Origin of the sequence: Roseateles noduli (genome assembly GCF_050626985.1) — a bacterium.
In the GTDB taxonomy this organism is placed as follows: domain Bacteria; phylum Pseudomonadota; class Gammaproteobacteria; order Burkholderiales; family Burkholderiaceae_C; genus Roseateles; species Roseateles noduli_A.
In genome coordinates this window covers 4,636,474-4,657,429 of record NZ_CP192463.1, presented here as the reverse complement: position 1 = coordinate 4,657,429, position 20,956 = coordinate 4,636,474, and the positions used below count along the sequence as shown (strand labels likewise).

16 protein-coding genes are annotated in these 20,956 nt (G+C 68.5%); 9 read left to right on the top strand and 7 right to left on the bottom strand.

Annotated elements, in window-relative coordinates; all coding sequences use genetic code 11:
- Positions 1-248: 248 nt before the first annotated feature.
- The 4 genes from ACQ4L4_RS20185 to ACQ4L4_RS20170 all read left to right on the top strand — a co-directional run bounded on the left by ACQ4L4_RS20185 (position 249) and on the right by ACQ4L4_RS20170 (position 8,109).
- A complete protein-coding gene (locus ACQ4L4_RS20185; RefSeq protein ID WP_431100667.1) occupies positions 249-2,093 on the top strand; it encodes an ABC transporter substrate-binding protein in 1,845 nt (614 codons plus the stop codon).
- 16 nt (positions 2,094-2,109) lie between these two features.
- Complete coding sequence (locus ACQ4L4_RS20180; RefSeq protein WP_431100666.1) at positions 2,110-3,990, top strand: ABC transporter substrate-binding protein; 1,881 nt, start codon at positions 2,110-2,112, stop codon at positions 3,988-3,990.
- 33 nt (positions 3,991-4,023) lie between these two features.
- On the top strand, positions 4,024-5,952 hold the full coding sequence (locus ACQ4L4_RS20175) for an ABC transporter substrate-binding protein (RefSeq protein WP_431100665.1): 1,929 nt from the start codon (positions 4,024-4,026) through the stop codon (positions 5,950-5,952).
- 78 nt (positions 5,953-6,030) lie between these two features.
- On the top strand, positions 6,031-8,109 hold the full coding sequence (locus ACQ4L4_RS20170; protein WP_431100664.1) for an acetoacetate--CoA ligase: 2,079 nt from the start codon (positions 6,031-6,033) through the stop codon (positions 8,107-8,109).
- Positions 8,110-8,140: 31 nt separating this feature from the next.
- Here ACQ4L4_RS20170 and ACQ4L4_RS20165 read toward each other — a convergent pair whose 3' ends face one another.
- Both ACQ4L4_RS20165 and ACQ4L4_RS20160 read right to left on the bottom strand, forming a co-directional pair.
- A complete protein-coding gene (locus ACQ4L4_RS20165) occupies positions 8,141-8,284 on the bottom strand; it encodes a hypothetical protein (RefSeq protein WP_431100663.1) in 144 nt (47 codons plus the stop codon).
- A gap of 189 nt (positions 8,285-8,473) precedes the next feature.
- Positions 8,474-8,938, bottom strand: a complete 465-nt coding sequence (locus tag ACQ4L4_RS20160) for a hypothetical protein (protein WP_431100662.1) — start codon at positions 8,936-8,938, stop codon at positions 8,474-8,476.
- 273 nt (positions 8,939-9,211) lie between these two features.
- Between ACQ4L4_RS20160 and ACQ4L4_RS20155 the strand changes: the two genes are divergently transcribed.
- Positions 9,212-9,661 carry a YybH family protein gene (locus ACQ4L4_RS20155; protein WP_431100661.1) on the top strand — a complete coding sequence of 150 codons (450 nt, stop codon included), beginning with the start codon at positions 9,212-9,214 and terminating at the stop codon, positions 9,659-9,661.
- Positions 9,662-9,669: 8 nt separating this feature from the next.
- Here ACQ4L4_RS20155 and ACQ4L4_RS20150 read toward each other — a convergent pair whose 3' ends face one another.
- The gene (locus tag ACQ4L4_RS20150; RefSeq protein ID WP_431100660.1) at positions 9,670-10,104 is read right to left on the bottom strand and encodes a hypothetical protein; all 435 of its coding nucleotides are present in this window, start codon (positions 10,102-10,104) and stop codon (positions 9,670-9,672) included.
- A 33-nt stretch (positions 10,105-10,137) separates the two neighbouring features.
- Positions 10,138-10,611, bottom strand: coding sequence for a hypothetical protein (locus tag ACQ4L4_RS20145; RefSeq protein WP_431100659.1), 474 nt, complete (start codon positions 10,609-10,611; stop codon positions 10,138-10,140).
- Between the two features lie 391 nt (positions 10,612-11,002).
- Between ACQ4L4_RS20145 and ACQ4L4_RS20140 the strand changes: the two genes are divergently transcribed.
- The 3 genes from ACQ4L4_RS20140 (at position 11,003) to ACQ4L4_RS20130 (ending at position 14,971) form a co-directional block, all read left to right on the top strand.
- Positions 11,003-11,653 carry a PEP-CTERM sorting domain-containing protein gene (locus ACQ4L4_RS20140; protein WP_431100658.1) on the top strand — a complete coding sequence of 217 codons (651 nt, stop codon included), beginning with the start codon at positions 11,003-11,005 and terminating at the stop codon, positions 11,651-11,653.
- A 10-nt stretch (positions 11,654-11,663) separates the two neighbouring features.
- Positions 11,664-13,856 carry a phosphocholine-specific phospholipase C gene (locus ACQ4L4_RS20135; protein WP_431100657.1) on the top strand — a complete coding sequence of 731 codons (2,193 nt, stop codon included), beginning with the start codon at positions 11,664-11,666 and terminating at the stop codon, positions 13,854-13,856.
- A gap of 212 nt (positions 13,857-14,068) precedes the next feature.
- Positions 14,069-14,971 (top strand): hypothetical protein, encoded by a 903-nt coding sequence (locus tag ACQ4L4_RS20130; protein WP_431100656.1) that lies wholly within the window; start codon positions 14,069-14,071, stop codon positions 14,969-14,971.
- 21 nt (positions 14,972-14,992) lie between these two features.
- On the opposite strand, the gene ACQ4L4_RS20125 is transcribed toward ACQ4L4_RS20130, so the two are convergent.
- The 3 genes from ACQ4L4_RS20125 to ACQ4L4_RS20115 all read right to left on the bottom strand — a co-directional run bounded on the left by ACQ4L4_RS20125 (position 14,993) and on the right by ACQ4L4_RS20115 (position 19,765).
- Positions 14,993-16,867 (bottom strand): hypothetical protein, encoded by a 1,875-nt coding sequence (locus tag ACQ4L4_RS20125; RefSeq protein ID WP_431100655.1) that lies wholly within the window; start codon positions 16,865-16,867, stop codon positions 14,993-14,995.
- 14 nt (positions 16,868-16,881) lie between these two features.
- On the bottom strand, positions 16,882-18,585 hold the full coding sequence (locus ACQ4L4_RS20120; RefSeq protein ID WP_431100654.1) for an Hsp70 family protein: 1,704 nt from the start codon (positions 18,583-18,585) through the stop codon (positions 16,882-16,884).
- 409 nt (positions 18,586-18,994) lie between these two features.
- A complete protein-coding gene (locus tag ACQ4L4_RS20115) occupies positions 18,995-19,765 on the bottom strand; it encodes an SDR family oxidoreductase (RefSeq protein WP_431100653.1) in 771 nt (256 codons plus the stop codon).
- Positions 19,766-19,933: 168 nt separating this feature from the next.
- Here ACQ4L4_RS20115 and ACQ4L4_RS20110 point away from each other — a divergent pair, with 168 nt between their 5' ends.
- Positions 19,934-20,851, top strand: a complete 918-nt coding sequence (locus tag ACQ4L4_RS20110) for a LysR family transcriptional regulator (protein WP_431100652.1) — start codon at positions 19,934-19,936, stop codon at positions 20,849-20,851.
- Positions 20,852-20,956 lie beyond the last annotated feature (105 nt).

Sequence of the window (20,956 nt, the reverse complement as noted above, 5' to 3'; positions counted from 1 at the left end):
TGTGACGGCCGGGGCCTGCGGGTCGAAAAATCACGCGCGAGTCTACGTGAGCGCCTGCAGGCCCCGCACCGGCATTTGCCCTGAATCCATCGAAGAAAACTGATGATGGACCCTCGTCGAAGCAGGTGTGTTCATCCGCAATGCGCCCCTGCTCGCCCTCGCGTGGAAGCTCTCGGGGTTGTTGGCATGGCGGGCGCGGACATCGCCCACTAGACTGGCGCGCTTTCGAATTTGAGGACTGCATCTTGATGCGACGCGGCTTGGCCGGGACGGGGTTCCTGGCGCTCTTACTTTCGGCATCCCTCAGCGCGGTCCCCGATCGCGTCGAGGCTGCCGACGATCCCACGCCGGCCGCTCCCAAGGTGCTGCGCTACGCGATCCGCGCCGCCGAGACCGGCTTCGATCCCGCGCAGGTCACCGACCTGTACTCGCGCAACGTGACCGCGGGCATCTTCGACGCCCCGCTGCGCTACAGCTACCTGGGCCGGCCCTATCGCCTCGAACCCGCCGTCACCGACGGCATGCCCGAGGTCAGCGACGACGCGCGCCGCTTCGTGTTCAAGCTCAAGCGCGGCGTGCTGTTCAGCGACGACCCGGCGTTCAAGGGCAAGCCGCGCGAGCTCGTCGCCGAGGACCTGATCTACACGATCAAGCGCCACTACGACCCGCGCGTGAAGAGCGGCCATCTGTACCGCTTCGAAGGCGCGAAGATCCTGGGCCTGTCCGAGGTGCGCGCCGAGTCGCTGAAGAACAAGACGCCGTTCGACTACGACCGCCCCGTCGACGGCCTGCGCGCGCTGGACCGCTACACGGTCGAGATGCGCGTGGCCAACAGCGATCCGCGCCTGCTGCTGCACTTCGCCGATCCGATGGTGGGCATCGTGGCGCGCGAGGTCGTCGAGTTCTACGGCGACAAGATCATGGAGCACCCCGTCGGCACGGGCGCCTGGAAGCTGGGCGAATGGCGCCGCTCGTCGCGCATCGTGCTGGAGAAGAATCCCAACTATCGCGACGAGCGTTATCACGAGGACGCCGCCACCGCGAAGCCGGAACTGGCCGATGCCGTGCGCCGCCTGCAAGGCCGCAAGCTGCCGCTGGTCGACCGCGTCGAGATCGCCGTGATCGAGGAAAGCCAGCCGCGCTGGCTGTCCTTCCTGCGCAGGGAATTCGACATGCTCGACGACCTGCCGGCCGAGTTCGCGCCGGTCGGCATGCCGCAGAACAAGCTCGCGCCCAACCTGGTGAAGGAAGGCGTGAAGGCGGTGCGCTATGAGCGCGCGGACGTCGCGATCTCCTACTTCAACATGGAGGACCCGGTCGTCGGCGGCTACACGCCGGAGAAGATCGCGCTGCGCCGCGCGATCGCGCTGGGCGTCGACCTGGACCAGGAGATCCGCCTGCCGCGCCGCGGCCAGGCGATCCCGGCGCAGGGGATCATCTCGCCGGGCGTGACCGGCTACGACAAGGGCTTCAAGTCGGAGATGAGCCAGTTCGACCGCGCGCGCGCCAAGGCGCTGCTGGACCTGTACGGCTACGTCGACAAGGATGGCGACGGCTGGCGCGACCTGCCCGACGGCAGCCCGCTGGTGCTGGAGTACGCGACCCAGCCCGACGGCCAGAACCGCCAGCTGGCCGAGCTGTGGCAGAAGAACATGGATGCGATCAACGTGCGCATCCGCTTCAAGCTCGCGAAGTGGCCGGAGAACCTCAAGGCCGCTAACGCCGGCAAGCTGCAGATGTGGGGCATGGGCTGGAGCGCGGACGTGCCCGACGGCGAGAACTTCCTCGGCCTGGGCTACGTCGGCAGCAAGGGGCAGTCCAACAAGGCGCGCTTCGACCTGCCGGAGTTCAACGCGCTGTACCGCCAGCAGCACGGCATGCCCGACGGCGCCGAGCGACTGGCCGTGATGGACAAGGCCCAGCGCCTGATGATCGCGTACATGCCCTACAAGGTCCATGTGCACCGCATCTTCACCGACATGACGCAGCCCTGGGTGATCGGCTACGACAAGAACCTCTACCAGCGCGACTTCTATTCGTACGTCGACATCGACACCGACGCGCTGGCCAAGGCCAACGCGAAGAAGCACTGACGCCACGCCGCCGCCCATGACGATGCTCCGCGCCCGACGCTTCCCTTCGATCCTGCGCGGGGCACTCCTCGCGTCCGCGCTGGCGATAGCCGGCGCGAATGCCGGTCATGCGGCGGACGGCGCCAGCGCGCCGGCAGGCGCGGCCTCTTCGGCCTCCGCGCCCAAGGTCCTGCGCTACGCCTTCCGCGTCGCGGAGACGGGCTTCGATCCCGCGAAGATCACCGACATCTACTCGCGGTCGATCACGCCCCACGTGTTCGAAGGGCTCTACACCTACGACCAGCTGGCGCGTCCCGCGCGCATGAAGCCGCTGACCGCGGCGGCGATGCCGGAGACCTCCGACGACTTCAAGGTCTGGACGGTGAAGCTGCGTCCGGGCATCCGCTTCGCCGACGATCCCGCGTTCAAGGGCAAGCCGCGCGAGCTGAGCGCCGAGGACTACGTCTACGCGATCAAGCGCTTCGCCGATCCGGCCGTCGCGTCGCCGGCCTGGAGCGAGGTCGAGGAGCTCGAGCTGGTCGGCCTGAACGAGTACCACGAGCAGGTCCGCAAGTCCGGCAAGCCCTTCGACTACGACAAGCCCATCGAGGGCCTGCGCGCGCTGGACCGCTACACGCTGCAGTTCAAGTCGAAGGAGACGCGGCCGCGCCTGATGGAGGTCTTCGCGCAGGGCGACCTGTACGGCGCCGTCGCGCGCGAGGTGATCGAGGCCTATCCGGGCGATTCCATGGCGCATCCGGTGGGCACGGGGCCGTTCGTGCTCAAGCAGTGGCGTCGCAGCTCGCTGATCGTGCTGGAACGCAACCCGCTCTACCGCGAGCGCTTCTACGACCAGGAAGTGGATACCGCGCCCGACGACGCCGAAGGCCAGGCCCTCAAGGCGCGCTTCAAGGGCCGGCGGCTGCCGATGGTGGACCGCATCGAGGTGAGCATCATCCAGGAGAACCAGCCCCGCTGGCTGTCCTTCCTGAACGGCGAGTACGACTTCATCGAGCGCACGCCCGAGGACTTCATCAACCAGGCGATGCCCAACGGCAAGATCGCGCCCAACCTGGAGAAGCAGGGCAAGCACGCGTACCGGACCGTGGCGTCGGACGTGCTGTTCACCGTGTTCAACATGGAGGATCCCGTCGTCGGCGGCTACACACCGGAGAAGATCGCGCTGCGGCGCGCGATCGCGCTGGCCATCGACACGCAGCGCGAGCTGACGCTGGTGCGCCGCGGTCAGGCGATGCTGGCGCAGTCGCTGTACATGCCGGGCACGACCGGCTACGACCCGGCCTTCAAGAGCGACATGAGCACCTTCGATCCGGCGCGCGCGAAGGCGCTGCTGGACCTCTACGGCTACGTCGACAAGGACGGCGACGGCTGGCGCGACAAGCCCGACGGCAGCCCGCTGCTGCTGGAGAGCCTGACCACGCCCGACCAGTTCCAGCGCCAGATCGACGAGATCGTCCAGAAGAACCTGAACGCGATCGGCCTGCGCATCGCCTTCAAGACGGCGCAATGGCCGGAGAACCTCAAGTCGCTGCGCGCCGGCAAGTACCAGATCTGGTCGCTGGGGACGTCGGCGTCCAAGCCCGATGGGCAGGACTCGCTGGCGCGCATGTACAGCGGCCAGATCGGTGCGCAGAACTACGCGCGATTCCGGCTGCCGGCCGTCGACAAGCTCTACGACGAAGCCTCGCACCTGCCCGACGGGCCGGAGCGCATGAAGGTCTTCGACGAGACCAAGCGCTACGCGACGGCCTACATGCCCTACAAGTACCGCGGCCACCGCTTCATCACCGACATCGCGCAGCCGCAGCTGATCGGCTTCCGCCGGCCGCAGTTCTGGCTGAACTGGTGGGAGTACGTGGACATCGATCCCGACGCCGCCGCGAAGTTCAAGCACTAGGCCCGACGCTCAAGTCCCGAGGTCCCGACTCCCATGCGCGCACGCTGCTCCGTTCCGTTCCATCGCGCGGTCGCCGCGCTTGCCGCGCTTGCCGCGTTGAAGCGGGACGCCGCGGCGCTCGCCGTCGCGGCCGTTGCGGCCATCACGACGTCCGTCGCCGTGGCGACCATGGCCGTCGCCGCGCCGCCTCCGGTGGCGAAAGCCTCCGAGCGGCCGCTCCCGAAGCAGGAGGGGCAGGAGAAGGTGCTGCGCTACGCCTTCCTCGTCGCCGAGACCGGCTTCGACCCCGCGCAGTTGAGCGACCTGTACTCGCGCATCGTCACGGCCCACATCTTCGAGTCGCTCTACAACTACGACTACCTCGCGCGGCCGTTCAAGCTCAAGCCCAACACGGCGGCGGAGATGCCGCAGATCTCGGAGGACTTCCGCACCTGGACGATCAGGATCCGTCCCGGCATCTATTTCGCCGACGATCCGGCCTTCAAGGGCAAGCGGCGCGAGCTGACCGCCGAGGACTACGTCTACAGCCTCAAGCGCTTCTACGACCCGGCGACGAAGGGGCCGCTGTACTCGAGCTTCAAGCAGGAGGGCATCCTCGGCCTGGAGGAACTGCGCGTGGCGGCGCTGAAGACGAAGCAGCCCTTCGACTACGACAAGCCCGTCGAGGGCGTGCGCGCGCTGGACCGCTACACGCTGCAGTTCAAGCTGGCGGAGCCGCGGCCGCGCTTCATCTACAACCTGGCGGGCGGCGACACCTACGGCGCGGTGGCGCGCGAGGTCATCGAGGCCTACGCCGGCAAGACGATGGAGCACCCGGTCGGCACCGGGCCGTTCATGCTGGAACGCTGGCGGCGCGGCTCGCTGATCCGGCTCGTGAAGAACCCCGGCTTCCGCGACCTCGTCTACGACGCGCAGCCCGCGCCGGGCGACACCGAAGGCGAGCAGCTGGCGGCCCGCTTCAAGGGCCGCAAGCTGCCGATGGTGGACGCGGTGGAGATCAGCATCATCGAGGCCGGACAACCGCGCTGGCTGTCCTACCTGAACCGCGAGTTCGACCTGCTGTATCAGCTGCCTGAGGAGTACGCGGACGTCGCGATCCCGCACGGCAAGCTGGCGCCCAACCTCGACAAGCAGGGGATGAAGCTGTACCGCGTGCTGGCGAGCGACCGCACGATGTACTACTTCAACATGGAGGATCCGACGGTCGGCGGCTACACGCCGGACAAGGTCGCGCTGCGCCGCGCCATCGGGCTGGCGACCGACGTGCCGACGGAGATCGTCACCACGCGGCACTTCCAGGCCGTGCCGGCGCAGTCCGTCATCGCGCCGGGGACCTGGGGTTACGAGGACGACTACAAGAGCGAGAACAGCGATTACGACCTGGCCCGCGCCAAGGCGCTGCTCGACACCTATGGGTATGTCGACAGGGACGGCGACGGCTGGCGCGAGAAGCCCGACGGCAGCCCGCTGGTGCTGGAGGTGGCGTCGACGCCGGACTCGCGCTCCAAGCCCTATGACGAGCTGTGGCAGCGCGACATGAACAAGCTCGGCATCCGGATGCGCATCCGCATGGCGCAGTGGCCGGAGAACCTGAAGTCGGCGCGTGCCGGGCAGCTGATGATCTGGCAGCTGGGCTTCAACAGCTCGACGCCGGATGCGCAGCTCGGTCTTGAGCTGCTGTACGGGCCGGCGTCCGGCGGGCAGAACCTGGGCCGTTTCAAGCTCGATCGATACGACGAGATCTACCGCCGCATGATGGTGCTGCCCGACGGCCCGGAACGCGCCGCGCTGCTGCGCGAGGCGCAGAAGCTGCTCACCGCCTACATGCCGCAGAAGTTCCGCGTGCATCGCATCGTCACGGACCTCGCGCAGCCTTGGCTGGTCGGCTACCGGCGGCCATTCTTCAACCAGATCTTCTGGCCCTACGTCGACATCGAGACGGACAAGCTGCCGAAGCGCTGAGCGTTTCGCGTCGGTCACGCGCGTGACGGCAAGCCGAAGGGATCTCGGCTACCGTCAGGACTCGACAAGGAGTCCCGCATGCCCCCGACGCCGCAGATCGACCACTACCGCCGTTTCCTGCACGAGCAGCGAGGCCTGGTCTTCGACGACTACGCGTCGCTCTGGGGCTGGTCGGTGACGGAGCTGGACGCGTTCTGGCGCAGCATCTGGGATCACTTCGACCTGCGCTCGGAGACGCCGTTCGAGGCGGCGCTCTGCGAGGAGCGCATGCCCGGCGCGGTCTGGTTCCGCGGCGCGACCTTGAACGTCGCCGCGCAGGCGCTGCGGCATGTCGACGCGGCGGAAGCCGCCGGCCATCCGGCGATCGTGCATGCCAACGAGGCGATGCTCGCGCGCGGCGAGCTCGGCGAGATGCGCTGGTCGGAACTGCGTCGTCAGGTCGGCGCGCTCGCGGCCTCGATGCATGAACTCGGCGTGCGGCGCGGCGACCGCGTCGCCGCCTACCTGCCCAACGTGCCGGCGACGGCGGTCGCTTTCCTTGCCGTCGCGAGCCTCGGCGCGGTGTGGTCGGTGTGCTCGCCCGACATGGGGCCGGTGGCGGTGCTGGACCGCTTCCGCCAGATCGAACCCAAGCTGCTCATCGCCGCCGACGGCGTGCGCTACGCCGGGCAGGACATTGACCGGATGGCGATGCTCGGTCAACTGCTCGACGAGTTGCCGACGGTGACCGACGTCGTGCTGCTCGGCAACCTCGATTCCGAGGCGGACCCGACGCCGTTGGCCACATCCTCGAGCGCAGCGGGCGCAGCGGGCGCAGCGGGCACAGCGGGTGTGACGAAGACGGCACGCGGCGCGCATCGATGGGACACGCTGATCGCCAACACGCGATCGCACGCGCCGGAGGCGGTGCCCTTCGACCATCCGCTGTGGATCGTCTATTCGAGCGGCACGACCGGTCTGCCCAAGCCGATCGTGCACGGTCACGGCGGCGTGCTGCTGGAGATGCTCAAGGGCTCGATCCACAACAACGTCGGCGCGACGGTGGAAACGGGCGATCGCTTCCACTGGTACAGCTCGACCGGCTGGATCATGTGGAACTGCCAGGTCGGTGCGCTGATGGGTGGCACGACGATCTGCCTGTTCGACGGCAGCCCGGCCGGACCGAAGGACGCGGCGGACTGGAGCACCTTGTGGCGCTTCGTGGCGCTGTCGGGCACGACCTTCTTCGGCGCCGGCGCGGCGTTCTACGCGAGCTGCCTGAAGGCCGGCGTCGAGCCGCTGAAGCACGGCGACCTGAGCCGCCTGCGCGCGATCGGCAGCACGGGCAGTCCGTTGGCGGACGAGAGCTACGACTGGATCTGGGCGAACTGTCCGAAGCCCGACGGCCAGCCGATCTGGATCTGCATCATCAGTGGCGGGACGGACTTCGCCGGCGCGTTCCTGACGGGGCTGATCACGGAGCCGCTGGTGCGCGGCCAGATGCAGGTGCGCAGCCTGGGCGCGGCGGTGCACGCGTTCTCCGAAGTGGATGCGGACGGTCAGGGCCGGCCGCTGATCGACGAAGTCGGCGAGCTCGTCTGCACGCGGCCGATGCCGTCGATGCCGCTGTACTTCTGGGGCGACAAGGACCACGAGCGCTACCTGTCGAGCTACTTCGACATGTACCGCGGCCCCAACGGCGAAGGCATCTGGCGCCACGGCGACTGGCTGCGCGTCACGCCGTCGGGCGGCGGGATCATCTACGGGCGATCGGACGCGACGATCAATCGCCACGGCATCCGGATGGGCACGTCGGAGTTGTACCGCGCGGTGGAGATGCATCCGGAGGTGCTGGACAGCCTGGTCGTGGACCTGGAGTACCTGGGCCGGCCGAGTTGCCTGCTGCTGTTCGTTCAGCTCCGGGACGGCCTTCCGCTGGACGAGGCGCTGCAGCTGCGCTTGAAGACATCGATCAAGAAGGCGCTGTCGGCGCGCCACGTGCCGGACGAGATCCATCAGGTCGAGGCGATCCCGCGGACGCTGTCGGGCAAGAAGATGGAGCTGCCGATCAAGAAGCTGCTGCTCGGCGCGGCGGCGGAGCAGGTGATGAAGCGCGATGCGATGGCGAATGCGGATGCGGTCGAGTGGTATCAGCGGTTTGCGCAAGGTCGGACGTGATTTGTGAAAGCCGATGAAGCGCGATGGCCGGTCACGGCCTCATGCGGCTCGGGGCGGCGAAGAATCCTTCACCACGGTCATGGCGGTCACATCGCTCGATCACCTCGGCCGCCAGCTTCAATTGTTCTGAAAGGACCCGGCTGGGCAACTGCTGCCGCACCTTGTAGTCCGCCAAGACTCGATGCTCTCGCTGAATGCTTCCTCTCCCAGTCAAAACATCGGTGGTAGGCGGCGTAGTAGGCTCGGCTGATGGCTGCCCTGCGCTTCACCTCCGTGGGGCTTTCCGCAAGCTCCCGGGCAAGTTGCAGTTGCTCTTTGCTGTTGATCGGCATGAGGGAACTTGCTCCACTGGCACGTGCGGGCGTCAGCGGCTGGGGCCGCGCTCCCTGAGGTTGATGTAGAGCGGAAGATCGAGCAGATCTTGACTCGCCAGCATCGAATGGAAGCGTTCATTCCACGTGTTTGCATCCTCCTGATCCAGATCGAGATGGATCACGTAGGAAACCGAAGCGATGTTCTGGAAGCGCATGACATGGAGCCAGGGGTTTCCGCACAGGCGCAATTCGTGCAGCTGAATGAAACGAGCGGTGGCCTCGAGCTTCGACAGCAGCGTCTCCGGAGACACCTGACGGATGTCGAGGATGCATTGAATGTCCTGCGTTGCCAGCGACCAATCACGCGCCTCATGATCCGCCTCGAGCCCTGGCGGAGATGCCGTGCCGAAGATCAACGGCGGGTGCCGAAACGCTTCAACCAGCTTCTGCATCGTGCAGAGGGGCCTGCTTTTCGCGGTGTGCATGAAGCCTTGCGGGGCCAGATCCATTGCCATCCTTGTTCTCCGTGATCTCGGATCCCACGACCCGACTGCCTGCAGTGTCGGCACGCGATGACCTCGCGTCTTTCCTCCAAATTGCGGTCTCGATGGGGGAACTGATCCAGGCAGGCCAGTCCCCCTGTTCATACTCGTCACGGGTATTGACGCGGTCTGATCTGCGCGAGGCCGAATGTGATGCGGAAGCGTGTCGAAACGACACGGGCTCGATCGTCGTGAGGATGGAGAGGCGTTTGCCCCTCGACTTCAACTTGCCACCGGGAGAGACGCATGACGACACGAGCGAACGACACGGCCGTTGGTCAGGAGGTGCTGGCGTTGCTGGGCGCTTATCAGGCCGCAGCGTTGGCCAAGGACGTCGACGCGCTGCTGGCCCTGTACGCGCCGGACGCGCAGATCTATGACTGCTGGGACCAATGGTCCTACGACGGCGAAGCCCAATGGCGCGCAGCCGTCGAGCGCTGGTTCAGGATGGCGGCGGACGGCGCCAACCGCGTGGTCTTCGACGATCCGCATGTGCATGCGAGCGGTGACATGGCCGCCTTGCATGCGTTCGTGCGCTACGAACTCGTGGCGCATGGCGAAACGAAGTTCACGATGGACAACCGCATCAGCTGGACGCTGCTGCGCCGCGACGGCGCTTGGAAGATCGTCCATGAGCACACGTCGACGCCGTTGGCTGGCGAGGACATGAAGGGGGTGACGATTCGCCCAGCTTGAGCAAATCGTCAGCTCCGCTGTCCTGGATGGCGGAGCGGCTTCTTCGTCGCTCGTCGGAGGGGCTTGTCGCACTCGCGAAGAACTCGCGTCGCCGCATTCAACTGCGCGGTGACCAGAACCTCAGGGAGCGGGTCGTCCACTCGATAGTCAGCGGTGACTCGTCGTTCGCGCTGTTCGAGAAGCAGCTTCCCGATCGCTTTTGAACGCTCCGACTGCATCCGGCTGCAGCCCTTGCCGGGATGTTGGAGCCGTGCGATGAGTTGCGCATGGACCCCCTTCCGCCCGTTGTCCCTCCCTTGCGCGGGCAGTTCCTTCTCCCAGTCGATGCACCGGTGATACGCGGCGTAGTACGCCCGGCTGATCGCCGTGCGCCGGGCAACTTCATCCGGGCGCTCGCTCAATTCGCGAGCAAGCCCCAACCAGAGGTGAGTCTTGTGATGCATGTGTCCCCCAAACCGGCGTGGTGGGTGACCGCTTTAGAGCGGGCCACCGTCCGTGAAGCGCAGATAGAAACTCTCTCGTTCCAACTTGCTCTTCCTGAGGATGTCGTCGAATCGGTTGTCCCAGATCGTCGCGGCCCGATTGCTCAGGCTCGTGTGGATGTCATAGCGCGCCCATGGCTCGTCATCCATCTCGAACACGCACAGCCAGGGTGATCCTTCGAGCTGGATCCGGTGCTGCCGGGTGAACTCTCCCGCGAGGCGCAGCGCCATCAGCGCATCCCCAGCAGATTGACCGCCGTGTTCCAGCACCCTCTTCAGAGCGGCCGAAGACGCCTCCCAATCGGCTAGCGCGCAGGTGGCAACGAGATCCGGCCCAGCCGCTTCGCCGAAGACCAGATGGGGATGCCGCAAAGCATGGATCAGATCCTCGAAACCTGCCTCGGACGAGCGCGCATCGACGTGCACCTTCAAATGCGCAGCGCCGCTGCTATCGATCTTCATGGACATGACCAGCTCCTTCATTGCCGGGTCCCACGACCCGAAGACCCGCAGTGTTCGACACGCCATGACGCTGTGTCTTTCCTCCAAATTGCGGTCTCGATGGGGGAACTGATCCAGGCAGGTCAGTCCCCCTGCCGATACTGATCAAGGCCATTGCGCGACCAGCGTTACATGACGCCTTCGCGTCGCTCCCGCGACGCGCCCCTGCTTCCAGGGACGACCGCCCCGCGGGCAAGTTCCGGGCCCGTCGCTGACACCGACCGGTCACCGGTCTGTCACCCCGTCCTCTGAACATCCGCCCCGTCCAACCGCGACCGCAGCGTCAAGACCTGACCCCAAGGGCAGATCGACGCGCGGGCGCGGCGCTTCCCGTCCGCTCGACCTCCCTGGAGTTCCCATGCGCAAGCCCTTCGCCCGCTCCCTCTCCCAGGCGTTCACGCACGCCATCCCCCGCGCCTGCCTGCCGCTGCTGCTGGCCATCGCCGCGCCGTTCGCGTCCGCCACCGTCGTCACCTTCGACGACCTGACCGACGACGGCCTCGTCCCCGCCAACTACGCCGGCCTCGACTGGTCCGCCAGCTCCTGGTTCCAATACGGCGGCGAGCAGGCGCCGTACACGCCGCATTCCGGCGACCGCCGCGCCACGCTCGGCTTCGATGGCGGCACCGCCACCAGCGCCATCGGCTTCCTCACGCCCAGCACCTTTCAGGGCGCCTGGTTCGCCGGCTTCGACGGCGTCAACGTCGCGATCGACCTGTACTTCGGGGGCTCGCTCGTCGCGTCGACCTCGCTGCTCAACCTGAGCGACAGCCCCACCTTCCTCGGCAGCGGCTACGCCGGGCTCGTCGACCGCCTCGTGTTCCGCAGCAACGATCCGGCCTTCTTCGTCATGGACGACCTGACCTTCGCCGCCGTGCCGGAACCCGCCTCGGGCGCGCTCGCGCTCGGCGGCCTGGCCGTCGCGGCGCTGGTGATCCGCCGCCGCAAGACCTCGGGACACGCCGACGTCAATGCCAACGTCAATCCCAACGCCACCGCCACCGCCTGAGGAGCCCGCCATGACGCAACAGCAACCACCCCGCCGCCAGTTTCTCCGCGCCGTCGCGGGCGCCGCCGGCGCCACCGCCGCGATGACCAGCTTCCCGCCGGCCATCGCCCGCGCGCTGTCCATCAAGGCGGCCGTGCGCACCGGCACGATCCAGGACGTCGAGCACATCGTCATCCTGACCCAGGAGAACCGCTCCTTCGACCATTACTTCGGCACGCTGAACGGCGTGCGCGGCTTCGGCGATCCGTTCCCGGCGCCGGTGGCCGACTCGGCCAACGTGAAGGGCCGCTCGGTCTGGATCCAGCCCACCGCCAACAACGCCGCGCCCGGCGCGATCGCGCCCTTCCACCTGAATACCGCGCAGAACTTCGCCTTCATGCGCGTCAGCGGCACGCCGCACTCGTGGACGGACGCGCAGGCCGCGTGGGACCACGGCCGCATGAACAACTGGCCCAAGGCCAAGCAGAACCATTCGATGGGCCACTTCAAGGAGCAGGAGCTGCCCTTCCAGTTCGCCCTGGCCAACGCGTTCACGCTGTGCGACGCCTACCATTGCTCGACGCAGACCGGCACCAACACCAACCGCCTGTTCATCTGGACCGGCACCAACGATCCGCTGCGCCTGGGCAACGGCCCGTCCACCGACAACAGCCACGACTGGTTCAACCCGAATCCGCTCGACGACTACACCTGGACGACCTACCCCGAGCGGCTGCAGTCGGCCGGCATCAGCTGGCAGGTCTACCAGAACATGGCGGACAACTTCACCGACAACTCGCTGGCCGGCTTCAAGGTCTTCCGCGACGGCTGGTACAACCGGCCGGGCTTCTCGCAGGTGCTCAAGGACCGCGGTATCTCCACGCGCGACCTCGACCTGCTGCGCGACGACGTGATCAACAACCGCCTGCCGCAGGTCTCGTGGGTCGTCGCGACCGCGGAAGGTTCCGAGCATCCCGGTCCGTCCAGCCCCGCGCAGGGCGCCGACTACACCGCCAAGGTGCTGGACGCGCTGACCTCGAATCCCGACGTGTGGGCCAAGACCGTCCTGTTCATCAACTTCGACGAGAACGACGGCTTCTTCGACCACGTGCCGCCGCCGGCCGCGCCCTCGTACGTGACCTGGAACGCGAACCCGGCGCAGGCCGTGATCGCCGGCGCGTCGACCGTCGACACGACGGGCGAGTACTGCGAGATCCTCAACGGCGCGTCGGCCACCTACCTGCACCGCCCCTACGGCATGGGCCCGCGCGTGCCGCTGTACATCGTGTCGCCGTGGAGCAAGGGCGGCTGGGTCAACTCGCAGGTGTCGGACCACACGTCGGTGCTGCGCTTCATCGAGGCGCGCTTCGGCGTGAAGGAGACCAACATCGGCCCGTGGCGCCGCGCGGTCGCGGGGGACCTGACCTCGTGCTTCAACTTCGCGGATCCGGAGGACAGCGAGTTCTTCTCCAAGCTGCCGGACACCGTGGCGCTTGCCAACAAGGCCCGCGCGCTGCCCGGCACGACGACACCGGCGATTCCCGGCGCGTTGCAGCTGCCGTCGCAGAACGCCGGCGTGCGTCCGGCGCGTGCGCTCCCGTATGACCTGCAAGCCACCAGCGCGTTGACGCCCGGCGCGGGCCCGAATGCGACGTCGATCGCGGTCACCTTCCAGAACACGGGCAGCGCCGCCGCCGTGTTCCATGTCTACGACCGCACGCGCCTGGGCGAGATCCCGCGACGCTACACGGTCGAAGCCGGCAAGCAGCTCACCGGCAGCTTCGCGCCGCAGGCTGCGGGCGCCTACGACCTGTGGATCCTCGGCCCCAACGGCTTCCACCGCCATCTCGCCGGCAATGCACGGCGCGCGGCCGCGGCGGGTCAACCCAATCCGGATGTCATCGCGAAGTCCGCGCCGGCCACCGGCGAGCTGGTGCTGACGCTGGTCAACACGGGGCCTGTCGCCGCGACCTTCACCGTCGCGCACAACAAGTACCAGGGCACGGCGCCGCGCACGGTGAACGTGCCGGCGCGCAGCAGCAGCGAGCTGCGGATCGGTGTCGCCGTCGCGGCGCATTGGTATGACGTGTCCGTGCGCGTGAACGGCCAGGCCGATTTCCTGCGCCGCTTCGCCGGCCACATCGAGACCGGCGCGCCGTCGGTCAGCGATCCGGCGATGGAAGGCGTGGCGAAGGCGGATCAGTACCGCGTGCAGGGCGCGTGAAGGCGCGTTTGAGCGCTTCCGTACTTCCACCGTCGCTGGCCCTCACCCCTACCCTCTCCCGCTTGCGGGAGAGGGGGTAAGAAGGGCGCGATGTGGCTCCCTCTCCCGCTTGCGGGAGAGGGCGGGGGTGAGGGCCAGCAGCCGTCGCAGTGCAGCCGGCGGGAGCGATGCTTGCCCAACCCGGGCCTCCCCATGAAAACACGGAGGTCCTCATGTCCGTCATGCGTCTTCGTCTCCAACGACAACCGCGTTCCGTTCTCCGATCAACCCTGACCGCGATCGCGGCCACGGCCGCGTTCTGCGGTGCAGCAGGCGGCGCGTTCGCGCAGTCCGCGGGCGTCCCTCAGGACGCGATCGGCTTCACCGAGTACGTCGCCTCGCAACTGCGCGAGCAACTGGGCGACGGCACCATCGTCGTCCGAGAGCCGCTGACGCTCGGCGTCGCGGACCAGCGCACGCGGCTCGACAAGCTCTATGCGGGCTGCCAGACGAATCGTGGCAACTGCGCCGACGACGTGAACGTGTTCGTGAAGACGACGACGCAGCAGTTCCGGGCGTCGACCATCCCCGCGACGCGCGCGTCGCTGCGGCTGGCGGTACGCACGGCCGCGTCGGTGCAGCAGGCGCAGCGCGAGGTCGGCGGCGACGCGACGACCTTCCGGCCGCGGCCCTTCATCGGTCCGCTGGTGACGGTGCCGGTCTTCGACACGATGCGCGCCTCGCGGCTGGTCAGCGAGAAGGACTACAAGACGCTGAACCTGTCGGTCGATCAGGTGCGCGAGACCGCCCGCAAGAACACCTACGACGCGATGCCGCAGGTGCTGCAGCAGGCCAAGCCTGTGCCCGCGGGCGAGGTGGGCAAGCTCGACGGCGCGGTGCCGCAGCCGAGCCGGCTGGTCTTCATCGACGACTGGAAGCCGCTGGCCGATGCGCAGAAGGGCAAGCTGATCGTCGCCGCGCCGGCCAACGACACGGTGCTCTACGTCAGCGACGACGACGCGTCGACGCTCGATGCGCTGCGGGCGCAGGCGCGCGAGCTGATGGGCAAGTCGCCCAATCCGTTGACGGACGTGCTGCTGCGCTGGTCGCCGTCGGGGTGGGTGCCGGTGCAGTGATCCACCGGCAGTGACCGGCCGTCAGCGTCCGCCGTCCTCGGCGGGCGCGGGCCGGCCGCGGAACAGCCGGCGCGCCAGATGCCAGCCCGCGCGCTGCGCCGCGAGCCACAGGCCCGTCGCCAGGTAGAGCGTGCCGAACATGATCGCGGCGCGTGCCAGCACATCGACGTCGTTCAAAACGCGACTGACGGTGAACGCGAGCGTGATCGCGCCCAGCGTCAAGCGCATGCCGGCGAGGCTGGACAACCAGGCCATCAGCGTCGGCAGTCCCACGGTCAGCAGCAGCGCGATGGCCTTCCATCCTCCCGCCGGCCGCGTGGGTTGCACGCGGAAGGTCGGGTTGGGCACGTACAGGCGCAGGCGATAGACGGTGACTCCGGCGGAGACCCACGCGGCCTGCAGCCCCGCCACGACGGGCATCATCGTCGGCACCGCCCACACGACGAAGCCCCACAGCGCCACCGCGGTCGTGATCATCGCGGGCGTGCCCTTCAGGCCGAGCAGCAGACCGACGGCCAGGAACACCAGGCTCAGCCCCGCCATGGCGTTGCCGTACACCGGCGCGAGCTGCAGGAACAGGCCGGCGACGGCGAAGCTCGCCGCGCCCACCCAGGGCGACGCGCGATCCCAGCGCTCCGACTTGAACTTCTCGGCCAGCCAGGCGGGCACGGCCTCACGCAGGAAGTCGAGCGCCTGGCCGACATACCCCATGCCCGCGCAGACGATGATCACCGAGCACAGGGCGAAGAAGCCGTCTTCGAAGCCTTCGGTCACGCTGCCCGCCAGCACGCCGCCGAGCACGCCGGCCAACAGCGCGATCAACCCCAGCGCCACGTTGCGCGCCGTCACACCCAGCTTCTGGACGGCGGCCAACTCCGCCTCGTCGAGCCCCAGCCGGCGAAGCAGCTGCCAGCCTGCCCACTGCAGATGCAGCGGCAGCGTGTGCCCCGTCAGCAGGGCGCCGATGAAAGCCTTGAACCGGTTCCCCGCGTTCGCGGAACTGGAGAGCTGGGCGATGCGGACCGTCGTCCCGAACTCCAAGAGCGTCGCCGGATCGGTGATGGGCGGCGGATGGCGCTCCAGCACCGCCGCGAGCGCGGTCATGCGCTCGCCGCCCAGCATGCGTTCGATGCGGAAGTCGCGCGCCCAGTCGAAGTGCTCGCGCAACATGTCGATCAACCGCGGAGGCAGGTGGGCTTCGAGCTGCACCACGAGGTCTGCGAATCTCGCGGAGGCTTCGAGCTGTTGCTGCAGGGGCAGGTCGCCGAGGTGGCGGCGCAGCGCCGGCATCGCGGCTTCCAGCTTCGCCGGGCCCTGCTTGAGCAGATGGACGACCTCATGGCAGAGGGCTTCCGGCGACGGCCCCGCGGAAGGGTCGAGGAAAGCGGGCCGGGCGGCTTGCGGACGCGGCGCAGGCGCCGGGGTAGCCGACGGAACGGGGACAGGCGCGGGCGCGGGCGCGGGTTCCGGCTCGGGCGTCGGCGTGGGCGGGAAGGGGGCCGTTGCGGGCCATTCAGTCTCGATCGCGGCCTCGACCGCGGCTTCGATCCGCTCGGCCATGGGCGATGCCGCAACGACCGATTCGGTGCCCACGGCCGCTTCAATCATCGGCTGGTCGACCACCGGTGTGTCGGCCGGCGGCGTGTCCCCGGGCCCGTCTGCCATCGCGGCGGCTTGCACCGCGGCCTGCGCCGCGATCAGTTCCTGCCGGCGCGCATGCGCCACCAAGCGGTCATAGGCTTCGCGCAGCGCCTGGTAGGCCTGCGCGTCATCGTCGGGTCGCGTCTTGCGCAGCGTCTTCGCGTAGGCGCGCTTGATCTCGCCGAGGTCGGTGCTCGGCGCTGCAAGCCCCACCGTCTCGCAGTCCTGATGCCAGGCCGCCTGCCAGTCTTCCATCGCGACGCTCTCCGTCAGAAGCGGAAACCGCCGTCGATGCTGTCCAGCGCCTCGCGCATCTGCTGGCGGGCGTGGCGGATGGCGCGCGGATCCTGCGTGTCCAGCGCCTGCTCGAACTCGCCCAGCCACGACTGGATCGCGCTGCGCTGCTCGCCGAGCCGGTCCTCGTAGAGCCGCTTCGCGCGCTCGACCAGGTAGCGGTTCTCTTCCTCGTCGCGCGGATGGCGCTTGAGCGCGCGCAGCTGCTTGAGCGCCTCGGTCATCTGCGCCTCGCTCATCTCGGTCGCCGTGTTGCGGATCAGCGTGCTGGCGGTGTGGCCGCCCAGCACGTCGCGCACGTCCGCTTCCAGCAGCCCGTTGGCGTCGTAGGTGAAGCGCACCTCGATCGAGGCCTCGCCGGCCGGCGCCGGCGTCAGCGCGATCTCCAGCTTGCCCAGGTGCAGGTTCTCGCTGCCGATCGGGGACTCGCCCTGGCGGATGTCCAGCTCCACGGACTTCTGCTGGTCGCTCACGCTGAAGTAGCGCTGCATCCGCGACACGGGCACCGGCGTGTTGCGCTCGATGATGGGACTGAAGCGGTCGTCCACCCGCTGCTGGCCGACGCGCTGCGACGTGATCACGCCCAGCGAGAACGGCATCACGTCCGTCAGCACGACCTCGTCCAGCGCCGCGTCGCGCGCCTTCAGGCCGGCCTGCACGGCCGCGCCCTGCGCGATCGCCTGATCGGGATCGATGGTGCGCAGCGGCAGGCGCTGGAACAGCCGCGTGATCATCTGGCGGATCATCGGCATGCGCGTCGCGCCGCCGACCAGCACCACCTCGTTCAAGGCGCCCGGCGACAGCTGCGCGTCCTGCAGCGCGCGCTCGATCGGTCGGCGCAGGCGTTGCAGCAGCTCGGCGGTGGCGGACTCGAAGTCGGCGCGGGTGATCTCCAGCTCGGCGCGGCGCCCGTCCAGCATCAGGCCCATGACGGCGCTCTCGCGCTCGCTGAGGTCGCGCTTGGCCTGCTCCGCGGCGCGCCACCACAGCGCGGGATCCTTCTGCAGCCGCTCGCGCTCGGCCAGCGACAGCGCGCCGCAGCGTTCGATGAACAGCTTGCCCATGGCATGCGCGAAGTCCTCGCCACCCAGGCGCGTGTCGCCGGCGCTGGCGCGCACCTCGACGACGCCGTCGAAGTACTCCAGCACCGACACGTCGAAGGTGCCGCCGCCCAGGTCGAAGACCAGGAAGGTGCTGTTGTCGGGCCGGTCCTGCAGGCCGTAGGCCAGGCCGGCGGCGGTCGGCTCGTTGAGCAGCCGCTCGACCTTGAGTCCGGCGAGCTCGCCCGCGGCGCGCGTGGCGCGGCGCTGGGCCTCGTTGAAGTAGGCGGGGACGGTGATGACGGCCTCGGTGACCGGTTCGCCGAGGAAGGCCTCGGCATCGGCCTTCAGCGACTGCAGCACCAGCGCGGACAGCTCTTCCGCGCGCAGGTTCCGGTCGCCGAGCCGCACCGTGCGGTCGGTGCCCATCAGCCGCTTGAAGGCCTGCGCGGTGCGGGCCGGATCGGTGGCGGCGCGCTCGCGGGCGGCCAGGCCCGTGATCAGCTTGCCCGCGTCGTCGATCGCGACCGCCGAGGGGGTCGCGAAGTCGCCCAGGGCGTTGGGGATCAGCTGGGGACGGCCGTCGCGGAAGACCGCGATGAGGCTGTTGGTCGTGCCGAGGTCGATGCCGACGATCATGGAATTCGGAGGGGTCGGGTGTTGCGCGGCGGAGGGCCGCAGGCGCGCCTGAGCGCGAGGCGGCGGCAGGATATCAGCGCCCCGCCGCCGCGGGCCCCTCGTCCGCCCGGAGGCCCCCTCACGGGGGAGGCCTTCCGTGGCGAATCCGGCGACCTGTCACACCGCGGTGGCGCCGGCGTTGCGCACCGTCGACAGGTCCGAGTGCACGACGTGGTGGGTGCCCTGGGTGAAGGCGCCCGGAACGACGGCCTGCCGCCGCGCGTGCTGCTGGCAGTGTTCCTGAAGAGCGGGACTGAAAAGAGGGACTGAAGAGCGGGACTGAAGACGGGCCGGAAGCGACTCGACGAGAGACGAGGAGGGCATCGAAGCGGCCAGGCGGCCAGGCCGTGAGGCCCCGCGGCCCCGACGATCAGGCGAAGCCGCCGTTGGCGCGCAGGACCTGGCTGTTGATCCATCCGCCGTCCGGGCCGACGAGGAAGGACACGGCGTTGGCGATGTCCTCCGGCGTGCCGAGGCGTTCCAGCGGAGCGACCTTGGCGACGCTGTCGATCTGCTCCTGCGACTTGCCCTTGAAGAACAGCTCGGTGCCGACCGGCCCGGGGGCGACCGCGTTGACGGTGATCGAGCGGCCGCGCAGCTCGTTGGCCAGCACGTGCACCAGGCCTTCGACGCCGGCCTTGGACGCGATGTAGGGGCCGTAATTGGGGAAGGACTTGGCGATCACGCTGGTCGACAGCGCCACGATGCGGCCGCCGGCGGCGACCTTCTCCGCGGCGTGCGCCAGCACCAGGAAGGCGCCGCGCAGGTTGGTGTCGATGACCTGGTCGAAGGTCTCCAGGCTGGACGGCTTGATCGCGGCCATCGGCATCACGCCGGCGCTGTGCACGACGGCGTCGAGGCGGCCGTAGCGGCGCAGCGTCTCGTCGAACAGCGCGGCCACCTGGCCGGCGTCTGACACATCAGCCTGCACGGCGGTGGCACGACCACCGGCGGCCTGGATGGCGGCAACGGTCTCCTGGGCTGCCGCGGCGTTGCCGGCGTAGTTGACGACGACCGAGTAGCCGTCGGCGGCCAGCCGCCTGGCGATGGCCTGGCCGATGCCGCGAGAGGCGCCGGTAACCAGGGCGGTGCGCAGGCCGCAGTCGGTGGAGATCGAGGTCGGGATGGAAGTGGCGGTCATGGTTCGCTCCAAGGGTTGAGGGAAGCGCCTGAGAGGGGGAGGCGGGAGGGAGAAGGGCTTCCGGGTTGCGATGGAACGAATTCTGGTTGTTGATCTAATCCGGAAAAAGGCGTGACAATTGACTTGTCAGTTCAACCTGACTCAACAAACGCCTGCGAGGATGCTGGCATGGACCGATTCGAGACCCTTCAGCTGTTCACCCGGATCGTGGAGCTGCGCAGCTTCACGCAGGCCGCTGCCCACCTGGACATCCCCCGGGCGACGGCCACGCACGCCATCAAGGCGCTGGAGGCCCGTTTGGGCACGCGACTGCTGGACCGCACCACGCGGGACGTGCGGCCGACGCTCGACGGCCAGGCGTATTACGAGCGCTGCGTGCTCGTGCTCAACGAGCTCGACGACGCGGAAGCCTCGTTGAAGCAGGTGGCGGCGAACCCGCGCGGCGTGCTGCGCGTGGACATGCACGGGGTGCATGCGTCGCACATCGTGTTGCCGCGCATCGACGAGTTCCGCGAGCGCTTCCCGCAGATCGAGCTGGTGGTCAGCGGCGGCGACCGGCTGGTGGACCTCGTGCGCGAGGGCGTCGACTGCGTGCTGCGCGCGGGCACGCCGCGCGACTCGACGCTGATCGCGCGCAAGCTGGCCTCGATGCCGCAGGTCGTGTGCGCGAGCCCCGATTACCTCGCCCGTGTCGGCACGCCGCGGCATCCCGACGATCTGCCGTGGCACCAGACGGTGCGCTTCTTCGCCAGCGGCGGCGGCGCGGACTATCCGCTCGAACTCACGGTGGATGGGCAGTTGCGGCGTTATCCGCTGCCGGGATGGATCTCGGTCAACGACGCGCAGAACTACGTCGCCTCCGCGCTGCGCGGCTGCGGGCTGATCCAGGTACCGCGCTTCCACATCGAGCAGGAGCTGGCCGACGGGCGACTCGTCGAAGTGCTGTCGGACTGGGAGAGTCCGGCGATGACGTTGTCAGCGCTCTATCCGCAGCATCGGCAGCTGTCGCCGCGCGTGCGGGTGTTCGTCGACTGGCTGGCGCAGCTCTACGCGGAGAAGTTCCCGGTGCCGACGACCGCGGCCTGAGGTCTCAGCCCGGTGCCCGGCGCCGGCGCCTGACGGCGATGGCGGTCGTTCGCGTCTCGCAAGCGCGAGGGGCTCACGTGCGCTCGACGACAGGCATCGCCTGAT